This is a genomic window from Streptomyces beigongshangae, assembly GCF_019710745.1.
GTDB classification, from domain to species: domain Bacteria; phylum Actinomycetota; class Actinomycetes; order Streptomycetales; family Streptomycetaceae; genus Streptomyces; species Streptomyces beigongshangae.
The window spans coordinates 193,743-212,899 of sequence record NZ_JAHKJW010000006.1 but is presented as its reverse complement, the minus strand read 5'-3'; the positions used below and the strand labels follow the sequence as shown (position 1 = coordinate 212,899).

The window sequence follows — 19,157 nt, the reverse complement described above, 5'->3', positions numbered from 1 at the left end:
CGAGGTGGCTGGAAGTCAACTCGGCTGTCAGTGCGACGTCAAGAAGTAAATCCTTAACGGAATGGCAACGCTGCCATCCGTTATCTAAGTGAAGGCAGGTGTGGCGGCAGTGAGCGATCCATCCAAAAGGGTCGAATCGCCCATCTCCCCGAGGGCCAGCGCGAGGGCCCCGAGGACCTCCGCCCGACCGCCAAGTGCCCCTGGGAGTACGGACAGTTGGCGTGCCGCGCTGGGGATCGCGTAGCGGCCGACGGACTCCCTTATGGGTCCCAGCACCAGCTCCCCGGCCTCGGCGAGATCGCCGCCGAGCACCACCCGGCTCGGATTGAGCAGATTGCACAGGTTTGCAACTCCGCTGCCGATATGTCGGCCGACGTCGGCGATCACCCGGCGGCAGCCGGGGTCCCCGCCCCGCGCGAGCCGCACGACGCCCTCCATGGTCAGGTCCGTGCCGTGGCTGGACTGGAGGAGGGGCAGCACGTAGCGCGCCGCCGTGAAGGTCTCCAGGCAGCCCCGGTTGCCGCAGCGGCAGACCGGCCCGGACTCGTCGAGGGTGATGTGCCCGATCTCCCCCGCCGTGCCGCCCGGGCCGCGGTAGATCTTGCTGTCGATCACGAGCCCGGCGCCCACACCACTGGCGACCTTGATGTACGCGAGGTCCCTGACACCCCTGCCGCTGCCCCAGACGAGCTCGCCGAGGGCGCCCAGGTTGGCGTCGTTGTCCACGTGCACGGGGACCCCCAGCCGCTCCCGCAGCTCCTCGGCGGGCCTGGTGCCGGTCCAGCCCGGCAGGATCGAGGTGGAGCCGAGCGTGCCGGACTCGACGTCGATCGGACCGGGCACGCCGAGCCCCACCCCCGCGATCTTCGCCCGGTCCACGCCGGTGGCCTCGATGAGCCGGCTGACCAGCTGTTCCGCCCGGTCGAAGCCCTGCGGGGCGGAGGCGTCCACGTCCAGCGGCTCGGACTCCTCGGCCAGCACCTGGTGCGCGAGGTTGCCGACCGCGACGCGCAGGTGCGTATGGCCGAAGTCGACGCCGATGACGATGCCGGCGTCACCGCTGAGGCTGACGCTGCGGGCCCTGCGGCCGCCCGCCGAGGTGGGGGTGACCTCGACCGTTCCGCCGTCCTTGAGCTCCCGGACGATGTTGGAGACGGTGGCCGCGGACAGCCCCGTCGTCCTCGCGATCTCCGCCTGCGTGAGCGACCCGGCCAGGCGCACCGCACGTACGACCCGTTCGAGATTGGCTCGGTGCAGCGACGACTGCGACCCCGGAGTCTCCACGACGACCTCCTGCGTACGGGGCCGCCTCGGTGAGGCCCCGTCTATGTCCAACTAGTGAACTCTAAGCTGAGCCGTTTGGGTTGCCTCCCGTCAAGAGGTTGAGCAAAGGGGGTACGAAAGGGGGTACGTCCGGGTGTCCGCTCACGGCGAGGGCGGCCCCGTACGCCATTACGGGACCACCCTCGCAAACCGAACCGACGGCCGGGCCGCTACTTGAGCGCCCCCGCCGTCAGCCCCTGCACCACCTGGCGCTGGAAGACGATGTACGCCGCGAGCACCGGCAGCATCGCCATCACGAGGCCCGCGAACAGCCCCGACCAGTCACCTTTGTAGCCCTGGCTGACGGCGAGCTGGACGAGGCCCTGGGTGAGCACCTTGCGGTCGGGCTCGGTGTTGAGCACCGTCGGCAGCAGGTACTGGTTCCACTGCCCCAGGAAATTGAAGATGGTGATGCTGATCAGGCCGGGCTTGGCCATCGGCAGCATCACCTGGAAGAACGTCCTGGTGTGCGAGGCGCCGTCCACGAAGGCCGCCTCGGCCACCGAGGTCGGCAGGGTGCGGAAGAAGGACGTCATGAAGAACACGGTGAACGGCAGCGAGTACGCGATGTAGACCAGCACGAGCCCGGGCAGCGTGTTCAGCAGCGAGAGGTTCTGCATGACGTAGAACAGCGGGACCAGCGCCAGGATGACCGGAAAGCTCATCCCCCCGATGAAGAGGAAGTAGATGAAGCGGTTCCCGGGGAACTCGAAGCGCGCGAGGACGTACGCCGCCATGGAGCCCAGCAGCATGGTGCCGAGGAGCGAGCACCCCACCACGATGACCGTGTTGAGGAAGTAGTCGCTCATGTTCGCCGAGGTCCAGGCGCGCGACCAGTTGTCGAAGTGCAGCGTGTCGGGCAGCGCCCACGGCGAGCTGAAGATGTCCTTGTCCGTCTTGAACGAGGTCATCACCGCCCACAGCAGCGGCATCACGACCATGAACGCCCAGAGGACGAGCATGCCGTGCGAGAAGATGTTGAGGGTCCTGCCCTCGGTCGCCTTCTCCCGCGGCCCGGGCGCGGGCGCGCTCTTCGTGACGGGCGCTCCCTCTCCGGTGGTGCCGGCGGGAGGCGTGTCGGTCGTCTTCACTCGTGGCCTCCTCGCGGCGCGGTCGGTGCGGTCGGTACGGTCGGTGAGACCGGTGCGGTCGGTGAGACCGGCAGGGCAGGCGGGGTCTGCGGGGCCGACAGGGTCCGCGTAATCGGCGGGGCCGACGGGGCCGACGGGGCCCGCATCAGTACTCCAGCCGCTCACGCCGGCCCATCCGCATCACGACCGCCACGAACAGCAGCGTCACGACGAGCAGGGCGACACCGACCGTCGTCGCGTAGGCGGCCTGGCCGTCGCGGAACGCCTTCTGGTAGACGTACAGCGGCAGCACGGTCGTCGAGTAGTCGGGGCCGCCGCCGTTCGGTCCCACGGTCATGATCTGCACGACCGCGAAGGACTCGGCGCCGAGCGCCAGGATGCCCATGTAGGCCCAGCCGGACTGCACGGTGTCCCAGAGCAGCGGCAGGGTGATCCTGAAGAACGTCGTGATGCGGTTCGCGCCGTCCAGCAGCGCCGCCTCGTAGTAGTCCTTGGGGATCGAGGCCATTCCCGCGGAGAAGAGCACCACGAAGAAGCCGACGGTGCACCAGACGAGGACCGCGAAGACGCACCACAGAGCCAGATCGGGGTCACCGAGCCAGTCGGGCTGGACATCGTCCAGACCCACCGCCTGCAGACCGGAATTGATCGCTCCGCTGTTGGGGTTGTACGCGAACTGGAACAGCAGCGCGACGATCGCGATCGACAGCACCTGGGGAAAGAAGTAGACCACCTTGTAGAAGGAGGATCCGCGCACTCCGGCGATCGCGGCGTTCTTCCGGCGCCGTCCGCCGACATTCAGCATGAAGGCGAAGAAGAGCGCCATGGTGAGGGTCACCAGGGGCAGCAGCAGGACGAACAACACGCTGTGCTGCAGCGATTTCCAGAAGACCTCGTCGTCGAACAGTCTCGTGTAGTTCTTGAAGCCCACCATTTCGAACTCGGGACTCAGACCGCTCCAGTCCGTGAACGAATAGTAGATGGACTGGACGAAGGGCCAGATCACGAACAGGCTGTAAAGGGACAGGGGGGCTGCCAGGAACCCCACGATGAAACGGTATTTGCCGTGTTGCATTCCTACCGACCCGATCTTCCCGCGGGGGCTGCCGTCGACGCCGCACACCGAGGGCCGGGCCCCGGACACCGTCCGGGGCCCGGCCGCGCGCTCACTGGTGCTTGTAGTGCTGGATGCTGTCGTCCTTGGCCGCGTCGTCCGCGTAGCCCTGGATCTTCTTGATGGCCTCGGCCGGGGTGAGCCGGCCCGCCATCATCTCGCCCAGGCCGCCGACGCCGATCTTCTCCTTCTGGAGGGCCACGTACCAGTCCTGGATGCGCGGGTTGACCACGTTGTCGCCGGCCTTCTCCAGGGCGGCGACACCCGACGTCAGACCCGGCGTCAGCTCGATGCCGTCGGTGCCGCCGTTGAAGGCGGTCAGCGACTTGACGGAGGAGGTGAAGTTCTTCGACGACGCCTCGCTGAGCATGATGCGCAGCTGCTCCATGCCGCCCTCGGTGTTCCTGGCCTTGGCCGGGACGATGAAGGGCTCACCGCCGGAGGCCCAGATGGCGCCGAAGGGCAGCTTGTCCGAGCTGTCGATGCCGCTGGGCGCGTTCACGGCGAGGTCGAAGTCCTTCGGCATGGTCTTGGCCGCCTCGTTCTCCACCCAGGACCCGTTCGGGATGAAGAGCGCCTTGCCCTCGGTCCAGGCGGTCTGGGACTGGATGTGGTCCAGGCCCGGGGTGCCCCTGAGGATGTAACCCTTCTTGTAGAGCTCGTAGTACGCCTCGAAACATGCCTTGACCGCGGGGTGCTTCCAGGCGTTCGGTTCGAGGTTGTCGATGGCGTCGAGGACCTCGCGCCCACCGACCTTGGCGATCATCGGGTAGAGCGAGAAGGGGATGTAGTACGGGTGCTTGCCCGCGTACGTCCAGCCCGCGATGCCCTTCTTCTTCGCCTTCGCGCAGACCGCGAGCATGTCGTCCCAGGTCTCCGGGTACGTCGCGTCGAGGGACGCCAGCGCCTTCTGCGAGTACCACACGCCGTAGACGGTGTACGCGTAGTACATGATCCAGACCGGGTCGCCGTCGAACTGGCCCATCTCGACGATGCCGGGGCGCAGGGTGTCCCGGACCTTCTTGGCCGGGTCGTCGACGGAGGGTGCGTCGAGGAGCGGGGTGAGGTCGGCGAGCTGCTTCTTGCCGACCAGGACGCCCATGTCCATCTGCTCGGCACCGGAGTTGTCGATCAGGTCCGGCGGGGTGCCCTGGTTGAAGCGCGGCTGGAGGACCGACTGGATCTTCTGGGTCGAGGAGAACTTGACCTTCGCCTCGGGGAAGTTCTTCTCGTAGACCGCCTTGGCGTCCTCGGCGTACTCCGTGCCGAAACCGCCGTCGAAGATGACGATCTCCAGCGGCGCGCTCCCGTTGACGGCGAGCGGGTTCTCCTTGGTCTTCTTGCCCTTGTCGACCTTCTCGTCGTCACCGCCGTCGCCGCTGGCGCACGCCGACAGGAAGCCCGTCGTGGGAACGGTGATCAGTCCGAGCGCGGCGGACCGCTTGATCAGGTCGCGGCGGCCGAAACCCCCGCGGTCGTTGTGCGCGGAAGTGGATCCCATGCTCAAGTCCTCACCTTCATCAGGACTCAGGCGGTGAACCGGACCCTCCCCGGCACCGCGGTCGGTACTGCATTACCCGGGGAATTCCCCGGCCCCGGAAGGAAAAGCAGGTCGGACGGGTCGCCCGGCGCCTTCACAAGGGGACGTCAGTAGAGCTGGATCGTGCCTGGAACACCGGGAGCCACGGAAATGCACGGCAATTCCACTGGTCACCGCGCTCCCTCGTCCCCGGCTTTCGCCCGCCCGCGACCGGTCGAACGACTGGGCGGACGCGACAGGTATAGTCCACTTCCCGCCAGCGGATCAAGATCGAATGCACAGTTGGCCGACCTCTTTCCCGAAGTGAGACCTCGCGGAAATATGAGCTGTCCGGAGGCTTGCCGCACAGGTACCCATCAGGCAGCGATCAGCGCCCGAACAGGAAGCCGACAGGTGGGACCGCAGCGGCCGGCGTCGGGCCGGCTGCCGGCACCGGCCCCGTACGTCACGCACAACGCCCTTGACATCACTTGCCCCTTGACTCCCTACTGGACCTGCGCAGCGAAGTTGACAACGTTGTCCAGGCGCACGTGACAGAGGAGGGTGCCGGCGCATGCACCACAGATCTCGGCAAGGGTCTCCGCACGGATCCCGGCTCGGAACCCGGCAGGGATGGGGTTCCACGGCGGTCCTCGGAGCGGCCGCCTTCGCACTGGTGGTGTCCTCGCAGGGCGCCGCCGTCGCCCGGCCCGCTGAGGCGGCCGCCAAGGAGCGGGAGTTCGGGTCCTCCTTCGAGGCGGGCGAACCCGCACCCGACTGGCTCAACACGGTCGACACCTCGGCCGACGGCACCGAGCGGGCGTCGGGGGTCGACGGCGGCTTCAGCACCGGCATCCCCGGCAATGTGACGGACCACGTCACGGACGTCCGCGCGAGCGGCGAGAACACCGGCGGCGGCGAGGTGAAGGAGAACCTCGCCGACGTCGAGCCCGGTACCAAGTGGCTGACCTTCGCGCCCACCGGCTGGGTGGAGTTCGAACTGGACGCCCCCGTCGACCTGGTGACGTACGCGCTCACGTCGGCCAACGACCACGACGAGCGCGACCCCGCCGACTGGACCTTCCAGGGCTCCGCGGACGGCAAGGAGTGGAAGACCCTCGACAGCCGGACGGGCGAGTCCTTCGGCGAGCGGTTCCAGACCAAGTCGTACGACCTGTCGGAGCCCGCGCGGTACCAGCACTTCCGGCTGGAGATCAGCAAGAACAACGGCGCCTCCGACGCCACCCAGCTCGCCGACGTCCAGTTCTCGACGGGTGGCGGGGAGGATCCCGTCCCCGAGGACATGCTCTCCCTGGTGGACCGCGGTCCGAGCGGCTCCCCGACGGCCAAGTCGGGCGCGGGCTTCACGGGCAAGCGGGCCCTGCGGTACGCGGGCACGCACAAGACGGACGGCCGCGCCTACTCGTACAACAAGGTCTTCGACGTGAACGTGGCCGTGGGCCGCGACACCGAGCTGGCGTACCGGATCTACCCGTCGATGGCGGACGGCGACCTGGACTACGACGCCACGAACGTGTCGGTGGACCTGGCCTTCACGGACGGCACCTACCTGAGCGACCTGCGCGCCCAGGACCAGCACGGGTTCGCGCTGACGCCGCAGGGCCAGGGCGCCTCCAAGGTGCTGTACGTCAACCAGTGGAACAACGTCGTCTCGCGGATCGGCTCGGTCGCGGCCGGCCGGACGGTCGACCGCATCCTGGTCGCGTACGACTCCCCGAAGGGCCCCGCGAAGTTCCGCGGCTGGCTGGACGACGTGAACCTGAGCGTGAAGAAGCCCGAGAAGCCGAAGGCGCACCTCTCGGACTACGCGTCGACCGTCCGCGGCACGAACTCCAGCGGCAGTTTCTCGCGCGGCAACAACTTCCCGGCGACGGCCGTGCCGCACGGCTTCAACTTCTGGACGCCGGTGACGAACGCGGGGTCGCTGAGCTGGCTCTACGACTACGCGCGCGGCAACAACGCGGACAACCTGCCCACCGTCCAGGCGTTCAGCGCGAGCCACGAGCCCAGCCCCTGGATGGGTGACCGGCAGACCTTCCAGGTGATGCCGTCGACCGCCTCGGGCACCCCGGACACGGGCCGCACCGCCCGCGCGCTGCCCTTCAGGCACGAGAACGAGACCGCGCGCCCGCACTACTACGGCGTGACGTTCGAGAACGGGCTGAAGACGGAGATGGCGCCGACGGACCACGCGGCCGCCATGCGGTTCACCTTCCCCGGTGACGACGCGAACGTCCTCTTCGACAACGTCACCGACCAGGCCGGCCTCACCCTCGACAAGGAGAGCGGCACCTTCACCGGCTACTCGGACGTGAAGTCCGGCCTGTCGACGGGCGCCACCCGCCTCTTCGTGTACGGGACCTTCGACGCGCCCGTGAAGGAGGGCAGCTCCTCCGGGGTCAAGGGCTACCTGAAGTTCGAGCCCGGCGCCGACCGCACCGTCACCCTGCGCATCGCCACGTCCCTGATCAGCATCGACCAGGCCAAGGACAACCTCCGCCAGGAGATCCCGGACGGCACGTCCTTCGAGGCGGTCAAGTCCCGCGCCCAGAAGCAGTGGGACAGGATCCTCGGCAAGGTCGAGGTCGAGGGCGCGACCCCGGACCAGCTCACGACGCTGTACTCCAGCCTCTACCGGCTGTACCTGTACCCGAACTCCGGTTTCGAGAAGGTCGGCGGGAAGTACCGGTACGCCTCGCCGTTCTCGCCGATGCCGAACCCGGACTCGCCGACGCACACCGGTGCGAAGATCGTCGACGGCAAGGTGTACGTCAACAACGGCTTCTGGGACACCTACCGGACGACCTGGCCGGCCTACTCGCTCCTCACGCCCGGCCAGGCCGGTGAGATGGTCGACGGCTTCGTCCAGCAGTACAAGGACGGCGGCTGGACCTCCCGCTGGTCCTCCCCCGGCTACGCGGACCTGATGACCGGCACGTCCTCCGACGTGGCGTTCGCGGACGCGTACGTGAAGGGCGTCGACTTCGACGCGGAGTCGGCGTACGACGCGGCCGTGAAGAACGCGACCGTCGTGCCGCCCTCCTCCGGCGTGGGCCGCAAGGGCATGGCCACCTCGCCCTTCAAGGGCTACACGAGCACCGACACGCACGAGGGCCTGTCGTGGGCGCTGGAGGGCTACCTCAACGACTACGGCATCGCGAAGATGGGCGAGGCGCTCTACAAGAAGACCGGCAAGAAGAAGTACAAGGAGGAGTCCGCGTACTTCCTGAACCGCGCCCAGGACTACGTCAACCTCTTCGACCCGAAGGCCGGCTTCTTCCAGGGCCGGGACGCCAAGGGCGACTGGCGGGTGGAGTCGGAGAAGTACGACCCGCGCGTGTGGGGCCACGACTACACCGAGACCAACGGCTGGGGCTACGCCTTCACCGCCCCGCAGGACTCGCGCGGACTGGCCAACCTGTACGGCGGCCGCTCGGGACTCGCCGGGAAGCTGGACACGTACTTCAGCACCCCGGAGACCGCCTCGCCCGACCTCAAGGGCTCCTACGGGGGCGTCATCCACGAGATGATCGAGGCCCGCGACGTGCGGATGGGCATGTACGGGCACTCCAACCAGGTGGCCCACCACGTGAACTACATGTACAACGCGGCCGGCCAGCCCTGGAAGACCCAGAAGAACGTGCGCGAGGTCCTCTCCCGCCTGTACACGGGCAGCGAGATCGGCCAGGGTTACCACGGCGACGAGGACAACGGCGAGCAGTCGGCCTGGTACCTCTTCTCCTCGCTCGGCTTCTACCCGCTGGTCATGGGCAGCGGCGAGTACGCGATCGGTTCACCGCTGTTCAAGAAGGTGACCGTGCGCCTGGAGAACGGCCGCAAGCTCGTCGTGAAGGCCCCGAGGAACAGCGCGAAGAACGTCTACGTGCAGGGCCTGAGGGTCAACGGCAAGTCCTGGAAGTCGACCTCGCTCCCGCACGACGTCGTCTCCCGGGGCGGGGTGCTGGAGTTCGACATGGGGTCGAAGCCGTCCTCGTGGGGCACCGGCAGGAACGCGGCGCCCGTGTCGATCACCCAGGACGACGAGGTGCCGTCGCCCCGCAGTGACGCGGTGAAGGGCGAGGGGGCGCTGTTCGACGACACCTCGGCGACGAACGCGACCGTCGCGTCCGCGGACCTGCCGACCGCCGGCCCCGTCAAGGCCGTCCAGTACACGCTGACGTCGGCCGAGGGCGCCAAGGCCCCGAAGGGCTGGGCCCTGCAGGGCTCGTCCGACGGGACCACGTGGAAGGACCTCGACAAGCGCTCCGGCCAGTCCTTCACCTGGGACCGGCAGACGCGGGCGTTCTCGGTCGCGGCACCCGGCACGTACGCGAAGTACCGCCTGGTCCTCGACGGCGAGGCGACGCTGGCGGAGGTGGAACTGCTGAGCTGACGCACGCGCGGCGTGCGGCAGGGCCGGCCGCCGGTGCACGGGCCGGGGTCCGGTCGCCGGTGGCCCGGTCGCCGGGGTCCATTCAGCCGCTCGTACCTCAGAAGCGGCTCAAGCTTTCAAGTGGGCTGGCCGCCCTGTCCGTTGGAGGAGTACAGTCGTATGCGAACCGGGGGACAACGTTGTCGCGCCCCGGTCCACCCGAACCTCACCCACCCGGCCAGGCACCCCCCGACCTGCCCGGCTCGCGGACCCGGTGGATTACGGCCACCGGGTCCGCCCTGAGCGGCGTCCGGGGCGAACGGCCCCGGACCGGTCCGGCCCGCCGCTCAGCCCGGTCGTGTGAGGTGGGAGCGGCCACGGGCGGGTTCCGGTCCACCGGTGTGGGAGCGCTCCCACCCCACGTGCCGTCGAAGCTAGCGCGGACGGGTACGGCTGTAAACGGCTGACGCGGATGGGCCGCGTCCGGGTTGGTGCGGCCCGCGTGCCGGATCCGTGCCCGGACCCCTGTCCCTCCCCTTGCCCCTGCCCCTGCCCTTGCCCTTGCCCTTGAGCGGACGGTCCGGGCGGCCCGCGGCGGACGGCAAGGGCCGCACCCCTTTTCGGGAATGCGGCCCTCGACTGCCCTGTCCTGCTCTGCCCTGCCGTGCGGCCTGTCCGGCCGCCTGCCGCCGCCTACTTACGGATCAGGCTGCGCAGGACGTACTGCATGATGCCGCCGTTGCGGTAGTAGTCCGCCTCGCCCGGGGTGTCGATGCGCACGACCGCGTCGAACTCCACGCCGGTGTCGGTGGTGACCTTCACCGTGCGCGGGGTGGTGCCGTTGTTGAGCTCCTCGACACCGGTGAAGGAGAAGGTCTCCTCACCCGTGAGGCCGAGGGTCTCGGCGGTCTGGCCCTCCGGGAACTGGAGCGGCAGGACGCCCATGCCGATGAGGTTCGAGCGGTGGATGCGCTCGTACGACTCGGCGATGACGGCCTTGACGCCGAGCAGCGCGGTGCCCTTGGCGGCCCAGTCGCGGGACGAGCCGGAGCCGTACTCCTTGCCGGCCAGGATGGCCAGCGGGATGCCCTGCTCGATGTAGTTGCGCGAGGCGTCGTAGATGAACGACACCGGCGCGTCCGGCTGGGTGAAGTCGCGGGTGTAGCCGCCCTCCGTGCCCGGCGCGATCTGGTTGCGCAGGCGGATGTTGGCGAACGTGCCACGGATCATGACCTCGTGGTTGCCGCGGCGCGAGCCGTAGCTGTTGAAGTCACGGCGCTCCACACCGTGCTCGGTGAGGTACTTGCCCGCCGGGGTGTCGGCCTTGATGGCGCCGGCCGGGGAGATGTGGTCGGTGGTGACCGAGTCGCCCAGCTTGGCGAGCACCCGCGCGCCGGTGATGTCGGAGACCGGGGTGGTCTCCATCGTCATGCCCTCGAAGTACGGGGGCTTGCGCACGTAGGTGGACTGCGGGTCCCACTCGAAGGTGTCGCCGGTGGGGATCGACAGCGCCTGCCACTGGGCGTCGCCCGCGAAGACGTCCTGGTAGGACTTGCTGAACATGTCCTCGCCGATGGCGTTCGCCACGACGTCGTTGACCTCGGCCTCGGTCGGCCAGATGTCCTGGAGGTAGACCGGCCTGCCGTCCTGGTCGGTGCCCAGCGCGTCCTTGGTGATGTCCACCTTCATGGACCCGGCGAGGGCGTACGCGACGACCAGCGGCGGGGAGGCCAGGTAGTTCATCTTGACGTCGGGGTTGATCCGGCCCTCGAAGTTCCGGTTGCCGGAGAGGACCGAGGTGACCGCGAGGTCGTTGTCGTTGACGGCCTTGGAGACCTCCTCCGGCAGCGGGCCGGAGTTGCCGATGCAGGTGGTGCAGCCGTAGCCGACGAGGTTGAAGCCGACCTTGTCGAGGTAGGGGGTGAGGCCCGCCTTGTCGAAGTAGTCGGTGACGACCTTGGAGCCCGGCGCGAGCGTGGTCTTGACCCAGGGCTTGCGGGTCAGGCCCCGCTCCACGGCCTTCTTCGCGACGAGCGCGGCGGCGACCATGACGTACGGGTTCGAGGTGTTGGTGCAGGAGGTGATCGCGGCGACGGTGACGGCGCCGTGGTCGATCTCGTACGTCGAGCCGTCGGGGGCGGTCACGGTGACCGGGTTCGAGGGACCGTCGCCCGCGACGGCGGCCGCGTGCTGCGGGGAACCGGAGGCGCTGTCGCCGCCGTTGCCGTAGGCCGGGGCGTCACTGGCGGGGAAGGACTCGTCGCTCGCCTCGTCGACGGAGGAGGCCACGCCGTGCGGCTTCTCCTGGGCCGGGACACCCGGCTTGCGGTCGTCGCCGCCCGTGACACCGGCCTCGACGTAGTTCAGCACGTCGGCGCGGAACTGCTCGGCGGCGTTCGCGAGGACGATGCGGTCCTGCGGGCGCTTCGGGCCGGCGATGGAGGGGACGACCGTGGAGAGGTCGAGCTCCAGCTTCTCGGAGAAGTCGGGCTCGGCGGCCGGGTCGAGCCAGAGGCCCTGCTCCTTGGCGTACGCCTCGACGAGCGCGACCTGCTTCTCGTCGCGGCCGGTCAGGCGCAGGTACTTCAGGGTCTCGTCGTCGATCGGGAAGATGGCGGCGGTGGAGCCGAACTCCGGCGACATGTTGCCGATGGTGGCGCGGTTGGCCAGCGACGTGGCGGCGACGCCCTCGCCGTAGAACTCGACGAACTTGCCGACGACACCGTGCTTGCGCAGCATCTCGGTGATGGTCAGCACGAGGTCGGTGGCGGTGGTGCCGGCCGGCAGCTCACCGGTCAGCTTGAAGCCGACGACGCGCGGGATCAGCATGGAGACCGGCTGGCCGAGCATCGCGGCCTCGGCCTCGATGCCGCCGACGCCCCAGCCGAGCACACCGAGGCCGTTGACCATGGTGGTGTGGGAGTCGGTGCCGACGAGGGTGTCGGGGTACGCCTGTCCGTTCCGGACCATGACCGTACGGGCCAGGTGCTCGATGTTCACCTGGTGGACGATGCCGGTGCCGGGCGGGACGACCTTGAAGTCGTCGAACGCGGTCTGGCCCCAGCGCAGGAACTGGTAGCGCTCCTTGTTGCGGCCGTACTCCAGGTCGACGTTCTGCTTGAAGGCGTCGTTCGTGCCGAACTTGTCGGCGATCACGGAGTGGTCGATGACCATCTCGGCCGGCGAGAGCGGGTTGACCTTCGCCGGGTCGCCGCCGAGCGCCTTGACGGCCTCGCGCATGGTGGCGAGGTCCACGACACAGGGCACGCCCGTGAAGTCCTGCATGATCACGCGGGCGGGCGTGAACTGGATCTCCTGGCTGGGCTGGGCCTGCGAGTCCCATCCGCCGACAGCGCGGATGTGGTCGGCGGTGATGTTCGCGCCGTCCTCGGTACGGAGCAGGTTCTCCAGCAGGACCTTGAGGCTGTACGGAAGGCGGGCCGAGCCTTCCACCTTGTCCAGCCGGAAGATCTCGTACGACTCGTCGCCCACACTGAGCGTGCTACGGGCGTCGAAGCTGTTCGCCGACACGACAGTCTCCTTCATTGATGTGCGCGTACCACCGCATCCTGCCGCCACGCCCCCCTGGCCGATCCGCTAAGGTCAGGCTAAGTTAGGTAACCCTTACCGTCACTTACCGGTCCGGGCGGCTGCGGCACGCCTCGGCAGATATCTCGATGTCGAGATAACTCTAGTACATGACCGTCGAACGGTCATGCCCCGAGGGTGTCGTCCGCTCCCATCCGGTCGAGTCGTCCACTCGGCGAACACGATCGCTTCGCCTCCCGTCTCGACGAAGCCGGACCCGGAGGGAGACGTACCGGGAGTGCCGGGTGGCCGTACCCGGCTGGAGTGCGTCACGCGAAGACGTACGTCGAGCTGCTGTACGTGAACGCCGCGCATAAGCGGCGACGGAGGCCGTTGCCGGACCGTGCAGCGGCTCGGATCGACTCCACCCCCGGAGTCGCCGCGCGTTCCTCACCGCGGACCCGCCGCCGGAAGTGCGGCCCGGCGGGCGGCCGGCCGCCCGCCTTCGACAAGGTCCGGCACCGACGGCGCAGCGCGATCGAGCGGTGCGCCGGCAAGCGGGAACAGTTCCGGTCGGCGACCGGCCGTCGACGACTCGGCCCTCCGGACCGCAACCCCGCCGTGCACATCCGCCCGGCGACGTGAACGCGCCACCGGGTAAAGCCCGACCGTGACGCTACGACCTTGTCGACATCAAACATATATTCACACAGATGCCGCACAGGAGAACATTTGCAGTCAATTAGCCCGCGCGGCAAGCCGTGACTGTGATGCCGTGGGCGAGCTGAGCGCAACCCCGCGCTTCCGGCCGTTTGTACGTGCTTTGTTGCCATCCGCACGCACCTGAGCTGTCCCTGCTGTCCGTGCTCGCTACATCTGGACCAAGGGTGCACGTACAGGGAGAGGGCTCATGGTTCTGTCGATCAACGTGACGGTTCTCCTGGCGGTCATCATCATCGTCAGGCTCCGGCGCCGCACGCAGGCGCGGAAGCGGTCGGACGAACAGCTGACCGTGCTGATCGTGCTGGTCTTCGGGGTGCTGGTCGCCCCGACGGCGTTCGGGCAATGGATTGCCGATACGGTCGGGCAACTCGCTGCCGGCATCAACGACTCAGGCCGCTGAGAACGCTTTAGGGCGTCCCGCACGCGCCGGCGGGTGCGATCTCCGCTTCGATCCATGTTCCGGGACCGTACCGGGGTGGCTACGGTGGCTCCTACGTCGCCGGAGCTGTCTTCGGACCAAGTCATGCGGGTGATTGCCACACTGGAGGCGGCGTGGACCCATGGCAACGACGCGTTGGCCGTCCCGGTCGGGAGTGGGCATGTGGAGCGGCTGCCGAGGGTACTGGTTGCCGAGCACGGCGCCGGCAGAGTGCAGGGCATGGTGCCGGCCGTCACCGGCGTCGCCGGCCTTGAGGGAGCTGATCACGGAGTCCGGTTCGGGCACATGGTGTGAGGTGGCTGGTCCGCAAGGTACACCGAGCGTTCCTTCGCAGTCAGGTCCCGGCCGACTGCTCGGCAGATTTCGCTGATCGCCTCGGTGGGGGTGGGCAGGGCCACGTTCCAGCGCCGTACGGTTTGGTCGGCGCTGCTGGTGGTCAGGGTGTGCCCGTCCGGGCTGAACGCCAGCGAGAGCGGGGTGCCTGTGTGTTTGGAGAGAGTGGCCAACGCGCCACCGGTATCCGCGTCCCACAGCCGCACGGTGTGATCTCCGCGGCTGCTGGTGGCCAGGGTGCGGCCGTCGGGGCTGTACACCACCGTGGTCACCTCACCACCGTGCCCGGACAGGCCCTCTCGACCGCGGCCGGTCCTGGTGTCCCACAGCCGTACAGTGTCGTCTTCTGCACCGCCAGTGGCCAGGGTGCGGCCGTCGGGGCTGTACACCACCGTGGTCACCTCACCACCGTGCCCGGACAGGCCCTCTCGACCGCGGCCGGTCCTGGTGTCCCACAGCCGTACAGTGTCGTCTTCTGCACCGCCAGTGGCCAGGGTGCGGCCGTCGGGGCTGTACACCACCGTGGTCACCTCACCACCGTGCCCGGACAGGCTCTCTCGACCGCGGCCGGTCCTGGTGTCCCACAGCCGTACCGTGCCGTCCTCGCCGCCGGTGGCCAGAGTACGGCCGTCCGGGCTGAATGCCACGGAGGTCGCCGGGACGGTGTCCTGGAGCAGATTCCTGCGGAAGTGCCCGGTGGTTGCGTTCCACAGTTGCACTCCGGTGTTGTAGCTGCCAGTGGCCAGGGTGCGCCCGTCCGGACTGAACGCCACCGAGTTGACCGAGGGCACGGTGTGTTTGTCCAGGCGTGCGCGGAGGCGGCCGGTGGCGGTGTTCCACAGGTCCACCCCCGGACGGGAGCGGCTGGCCGTGGCCAGTGTGGTGCCGTCCGGGCTGAATGCCATCGAGTCCGCGTTCTTGGTGTGCCCGTCCAGGATCGCGCGAAGGCGACCGGTGGTCACATCCCACAGCCGCACTGGCTCAACGCCTATGTTGCCAGCGGCCAGGGTCAGCCCGCCCGGGTTCAGCTCCATCAAGTCAGCTTCCTTGAACCGCCTGGTAAGAAGGTCCCGGGGCTGGTTGGCGCTCATGTCCCACAGCCGCGCCGTACCGTCCTTGTCCCCGGTGGCCAGGGTGCGCCCGTCCGGACTGAACGCCAACGAGCTCACACCGCTGGCATGTCCGGGCAGGCTCCTTTGGAACCGGCCGATGTCGGTGTCCCACAGCCGTACAGGTTGCGCACCGAAGCTACCGGTGGCCAGGGTGCGCCCGTCCGGACTGAACGCCAACGAGCTCACACCGCTGGCATGTCCGGGCAGGCTCCTTTGGAACCGGCCGATGTCGGTGTCCCACAGCCGTACAGGTTGCGCACCGAAGCTACCGGTGGCCAGGGTGCGCCCGTCCGGACTGAACGCCAACGAGCTCACACCGTAGCCAATTTCGGGCAGGCTCCTTTGGAACCGGCCGGTGTCGGGGTTCCACAGCCGTACGGTGCGGTCGACGCTGCCGGTGGCGACAGTCCGCCCGTCCCGGCTGAACGCCAGCGAGATCACGGCGCCTTGGTGGCCGGCCAGAGCGGCTCGGGTGCGACCGGTGTCGGTGTTCCACAGCCGCACGATGCGGTCGTCGCCGCCGGTGGCCACGGTACGGCCGTCCGGACTGAACGCCACCGAGTGCGCCGCCACGGCAGCCTCGGGGGATTTCTCACGGAGGCGGCCGGTAGCGGTGTCCCTCAGCCGCAGTATGCCGTCGCCGCCGCCAACGGTGGCCAGGGACCGGCCGTCGGGACTGAACGCCACCGAGCGCGCACCGTCGGCGTCGATGCTTTTACGCAGTCGGCCGGTAGCCGCACCCCACAACCGCAGCGTGCCGTCGCCGCCAGCAGTGGCCACGGTCCGGCCGTCGGGACTGAACGCCACCGAGCGCGCACCGTCGGCGTCGATGCTTTTACGCAGTCGGCCGGTAGCCGCACCCCACAACCACAGTATGCCGTCGCCGCCAACGGTGGCCACGGTCCGGCCGTCCGGACTGAACGCCACCGAGGCCACCGGGCCGGAGTGCCTGGTGAGCCGGTTTCGCAGGGGCACGGCAGCAGCGTTGTAGAGGCTTTCCACAGCTTGGGAGGTCGGGCTGGTCCGGTAAGCATGGATGGCCAGCAATGAGGCAAGGTCGGAGTTGGAGCCGTCGAAGGCAGCGGACTGTGCGGCCAGCTGCCGGGACAGGGCGACCTGCCAGGCGGCGTCGGCGACCTGTCTCCGCTGTTCACCGATCCGGCTCTGATGCGACGCGATCAGGCCCGCGGTGACGGCCAGGACCAGCAGCACCGACAGCGTCGCGGTAAGGCCCCGCAGTCGCCGTGTGGTGCGGGCCGCGGTGCGTTCCTCCTGCTCGCGTGCGGCGAGGCCGGCGGTGAGGAAGTCGTGTTCCAGCAAGGTCAGGTCTCCGGGAAGCGTGTCGCCGAAGTGTTCCTCCGCCGTCGCCAGACGGATTCCTCGGTACAGCGCCCCCGCGTCTCGCCCCAGCTCGTCCCAGGCGTGTGCCGCTTCGGTCAGCCGACGGTGGGTGCGCAGGCGTTCGCGGGCCTCGCCGATCCAGCCGGACAGGCGGGGCCAGGCGGTGATCAGGGCCTCGTGGGCCAGGTCGACGGCGTCGTCGTCGAGGGTGAGGAGACGGGCTCGGGCGAGGTGGTCGAGAACCACGGCGACCTCGTCGACGGGCGCGAACCCCAGTTCGGTGCGGTTGATCGGGCGCCGGGTGTCCTGGAAGCCCTCGCCGGGGGCGATCAGCCGCAGCAGGATCAGCCGGGCCAGCTCCGCGTGGTCGGGGGACAGCCGGGTGTAGATCTCCTCGGCGGTCTGTGCGATGGCGCCGTGCACACCGCCCGCCGCCTCGTATGCCTCCATGGTGAGCACCCGGCCGCGGCGCCGCCGCCAGGTCTCCCGCAGGACGTGCGAGAGCAGCGGCAGGCCGCCCGGCTCGCCGCTCACTTCTTCTACGAGGCGGGCGGTCAGCTCGCGCTCGACGATCAGTCCGGCCGCCTGCGCGGGCTTGACGACGGCCTCGCGAAGCTCGGCCGGGCTCATCGGTCCCACCAGCAGGTTGGCTTCCCGCAGCGCGTCGGCGAGCTCGCGATGTTCGGCGCAGCGTCCGTAGAAGTCGGCGCGTACGCCCAGGACGACACGCAGCCGGCTCCCGGGCTCGGCGGCGGCCAGCAGACGGGCGAGGAAGCCGGCCCGCTCGCCGGTGTCGCGGCAGAGGGTGAAGACCTCCTCGAACTGGTCCACCACTAGCCAGGTGTCCCCCTCGCCCGGTACCGGGTCGCACACGGTGTCGTGGGTGCGCAGCGGGTGCTCGCCCGGTGTGAGGATCCGCACCGCCTGCGGCCGGTGCGGCCCGCCGAGGCTGCGCAGGCGGGGAATCAGTCCCGCCCGCAGCAGGGACGACTTGCCGCTGCCGGACGGCCCGAAGACCGCGAACACGCGGTGCCCCGTCACCGCACGGACCAGTGCGTCGGTCATCTCGTCCCGACCGAAGAAGAGCTCCGCATCGTCCACATCGAAACGGGCCAGGCCACGGTAAGGGGAAGGAATGGTCCCGTCCCCCACGAGGTCGGCCACCCGGGCCTGCTCCGTGACCGCCTCGAGCCAGCGCCGCTCCCACTCCTGCGCATCGCCGCCGCATGCCTGCACATAGGCGAGGGCCACCGGCAGGGAGGGCAGTTGCTCTCCCTTGGCAGCTCTGGACAGGGTGGTGACCGAGATCTCCACCTGCCGGGCCATCTGCCGGTAGGTGATGTCGCCTGCTTCCTGTCGTAGCTTGCGCAACTCGAACGCAAAACGCTGAACCGGTCCCCGCCCAGGATCGAGGTCCGTCTCCGGACGCCCCATAGCGCTTCCTTCCCCCGTGCCGCCACCCGTGACCGGCAGCGGCGTCTCATCTCAACACCCGCCCCACCACCGCGAAAGACGCCATCTCGCCAACCCGGGCTTGTGACCTGCTTTGTTTCACGCCCGGGATACAGCTGTGCAACAACCCCCAGCCCGATGAACTCGGTCCAGGACGCCCCCAGCGGCCGTCCTGACGGAGAAGCGGGGCATGCGAACCGCTCCGGTTCACATGGCCCGTGGACACATGGCCCCAATCGCATACCGGGAAGCGGAGGTTTCCGACACTCATGAAACTCATGAGAAAGACAGCCATGGTGGTGTGTGCCACTGCGACGGCCGTCATGACATTCACCTCGCCGGCCAGTGCCGTCACGCTCAGCTTCTACGCCAACGGCCCAGCCGACACAAGCCGTGGGTGTGAGATGACAACGAAGGCGTGGGGTACCTACAACTACTACGCGAATGGCGGAGTGAAGGGCGGCTACCAGGCATACGCCGGCGGGTTCGACGCATCGGAGGGCGATCGGTGCCCGGATGGGTACGGCGCTGCTCTGCACCTGACCTACTACAAGTGGGACGGCAACTCGTGGGAGTCCAAGACTGCCGATCCGATCAAGGTGACCACCGGCGCCGGCGACACCGTGTCGCGCAGCTGGACTTTCAAGGACGTGCGCGATGTGAAGGTCTACAGCTGTCGGCTCAACAGCTCCGGTGGGGTCTCGGCATGCACCCGAGCAACCATGTACTAGGCCCGCCGGGCGCTTGATGTTGATTCGCACCGATCGTTTCAACATGCTTCGCCTGGTT

The 19,157-nt window shown here is 68.7% G+C and carries 9 protein-coding genes; 3 read left to right on the top strand and 6 right to left on the bottom strand.

What is annotated here, in order from left to right:
- Nucleotides 1-84: 84 nt before the first annotated feature.
- The 4 genes from KM933_RS07140 to ngcE form a co-directional block, all read right to left on the bottom strand.
- Nucleotides 85-1,284: an ROK family transcriptional regulator gene (locus tag KM933_RS07140; RefSeq protein WP_221349287.1), complete on the bottom strand. Its 1,200-nt coding sequence runs from the start codon at nt 1,282-1,284 to the stop codon at nt 85-87.
- A gap of 209 nt (nt 1,285-1,493) precedes the next feature.
- Nucleotides 1,494-2,414, bottom strand: coding sequence for a carbohydrate ABC transporter permease (locus tag KM933_RS07135; RefSeq protein ID WP_221349285.1), 921 nt, complete (start codon nt 2,412-2,414; stop codon nt 1,494-1,496).
- A 145-nt stretch (nt 2,415-2,559) separates the two neighbouring features.
- Nucleotides 2,560-3,489, bottom strand: coding sequence for a carbohydrate ABC transporter permease (locus KM933_RS07130; RefSeq protein ID WP_221349283.1), 930 nt, complete (start codon nt 3,487-3,489; stop codon nt 2,560-2,562).
- Between the two features lie 91 nt (nt 3,490-3,580).
- A complete protein-coding gene (ngcE, locus tag KM933_RS07125) occupies nt 3,581-5,029 on the bottom strand; it encodes an N-acetylglucosamine/diacetylchitobiose ABC transporter substrate-binding protein (protein WP_221349281.1) in 1,449 nt (482 codons plus the stop codon).
- A gap of 592 nt (nt 5,030-5,621) precedes the next feature.
- Here ngcE and KM933_RS07120 point away from each other — a divergent pair.
- Nucleotides 5,622-9,461 carry a GH92 family glycosyl hydrolase gene (locus KM933_RS07120; RefSeq protein ID WP_221349279.1) on the top strand — a complete coding sequence of 1,280 codons (3,840 nt, stop codon included), beginning with the start codon at nt 5,622-5,624 and terminating at the stop codon, nt 9,459-9,461.
- Between the two features lie 672 nt (nt 9,462-10,133).
- On the opposite strand, the gene KM933_RS07115 is transcribed toward KM933_RS07120, so the two are convergent.
- Nucleotides 10,134-12,971, bottom strand: a complete 2,838-nt coding sequence (locus KM933_RS07115) for an aconitate hydratase (RefSeq protein WP_308013288.1) — start codon at nt 12,969-12,971, stop codon at nt 10,134-10,136.
- A gap of 907 nt (nt 12,972-13,878) precedes the next feature.
- Here KM933_RS07115 and KM933_RS07110 point away from each other — a divergent pair.
- Nucleotides 13,879-14,091, top strand: a complete 213-nt coding sequence (locus KM933_RS07110; RefSeq protein WP_221349275.1) for a hypothetical protein — start codon at nt 13,879-13,881, stop codon at nt 14,089-14,091.
- Nucleotides 14,092-14,393: 302 nt separating this feature from the next.
- On the opposite strand, the gene KM933_RS07105 is transcribed toward KM933_RS07110, so the two are convergent.
- Nucleotides 14,394-18,350 (bottom strand): nSTAND1 domain-containing NTPase, encoded by a 3,957-nt coding sequence (locus KM933_RS07105; protein ID WP_221349273.1) that lies wholly within the window; start codon nt 18,348-18,350, stop codon nt 14,394-14,396.
- Between the two features lie 287 nt (nt 18,351-18,637).
- Here KM933_RS07105 and KM933_RS07100 point away from each other — a divergent pair, with 287 nt between their 5' ends.
- Nucleotides 18,638-19,099, top strand: a complete 462-nt coding sequence (locus KM933_RS07100) for a hypothetical protein (RefSeq protein WP_221349271.1) — start codon at nt 18,638-18,640, stop codon at nt 19,097-19,099.
- Nucleotides 19,100-19,157: the final 58 nt, after the last annotated feature.

Coding starts and splice junctions, on each gene's coding strand:
- KM933_RS07110 (WP_221349275.1), top strand. CDS start 13,879: ATGGTTCTGTCGATCAACGTGACGGTTCTCCTGGCGGTCATCATCATC.
- KM933_RS07120 (WP_221349279.1), top strand. CDS start 5,622: ATGCACCACAGATCTCGGCAAGGGTCTCCGCACGGATCCCGGCTCGGA.
- ngcE (WP_221349281.1), bottom strand. CDS start 5,029: ATGGGATCCACTTCCGCGCACAACGACCGCGGGGGTTTCGGCCGCCGC.
- KM933_RS07100 (WP_221349271.1), top strand. CDS start 18,638: ATGAAACTCATGAGAAAGACAGCCATGGTGGTGTGTGCCACTGCGACG.
- KM933_RS07105 (WP_221349273.1), bottom strand. CDS start 18,350: ATGGGGCGTCCGGAGACGGACCTCGATCCTGGGCGGGGACCGGTTCAG.
- KM933_RS07130 (WP_221349283.1), bottom strand. CDS start 3,489: ATGCAACACGGCAAATACCGTTTCATCGTGGGGTTCCTGGCAGCCCCC.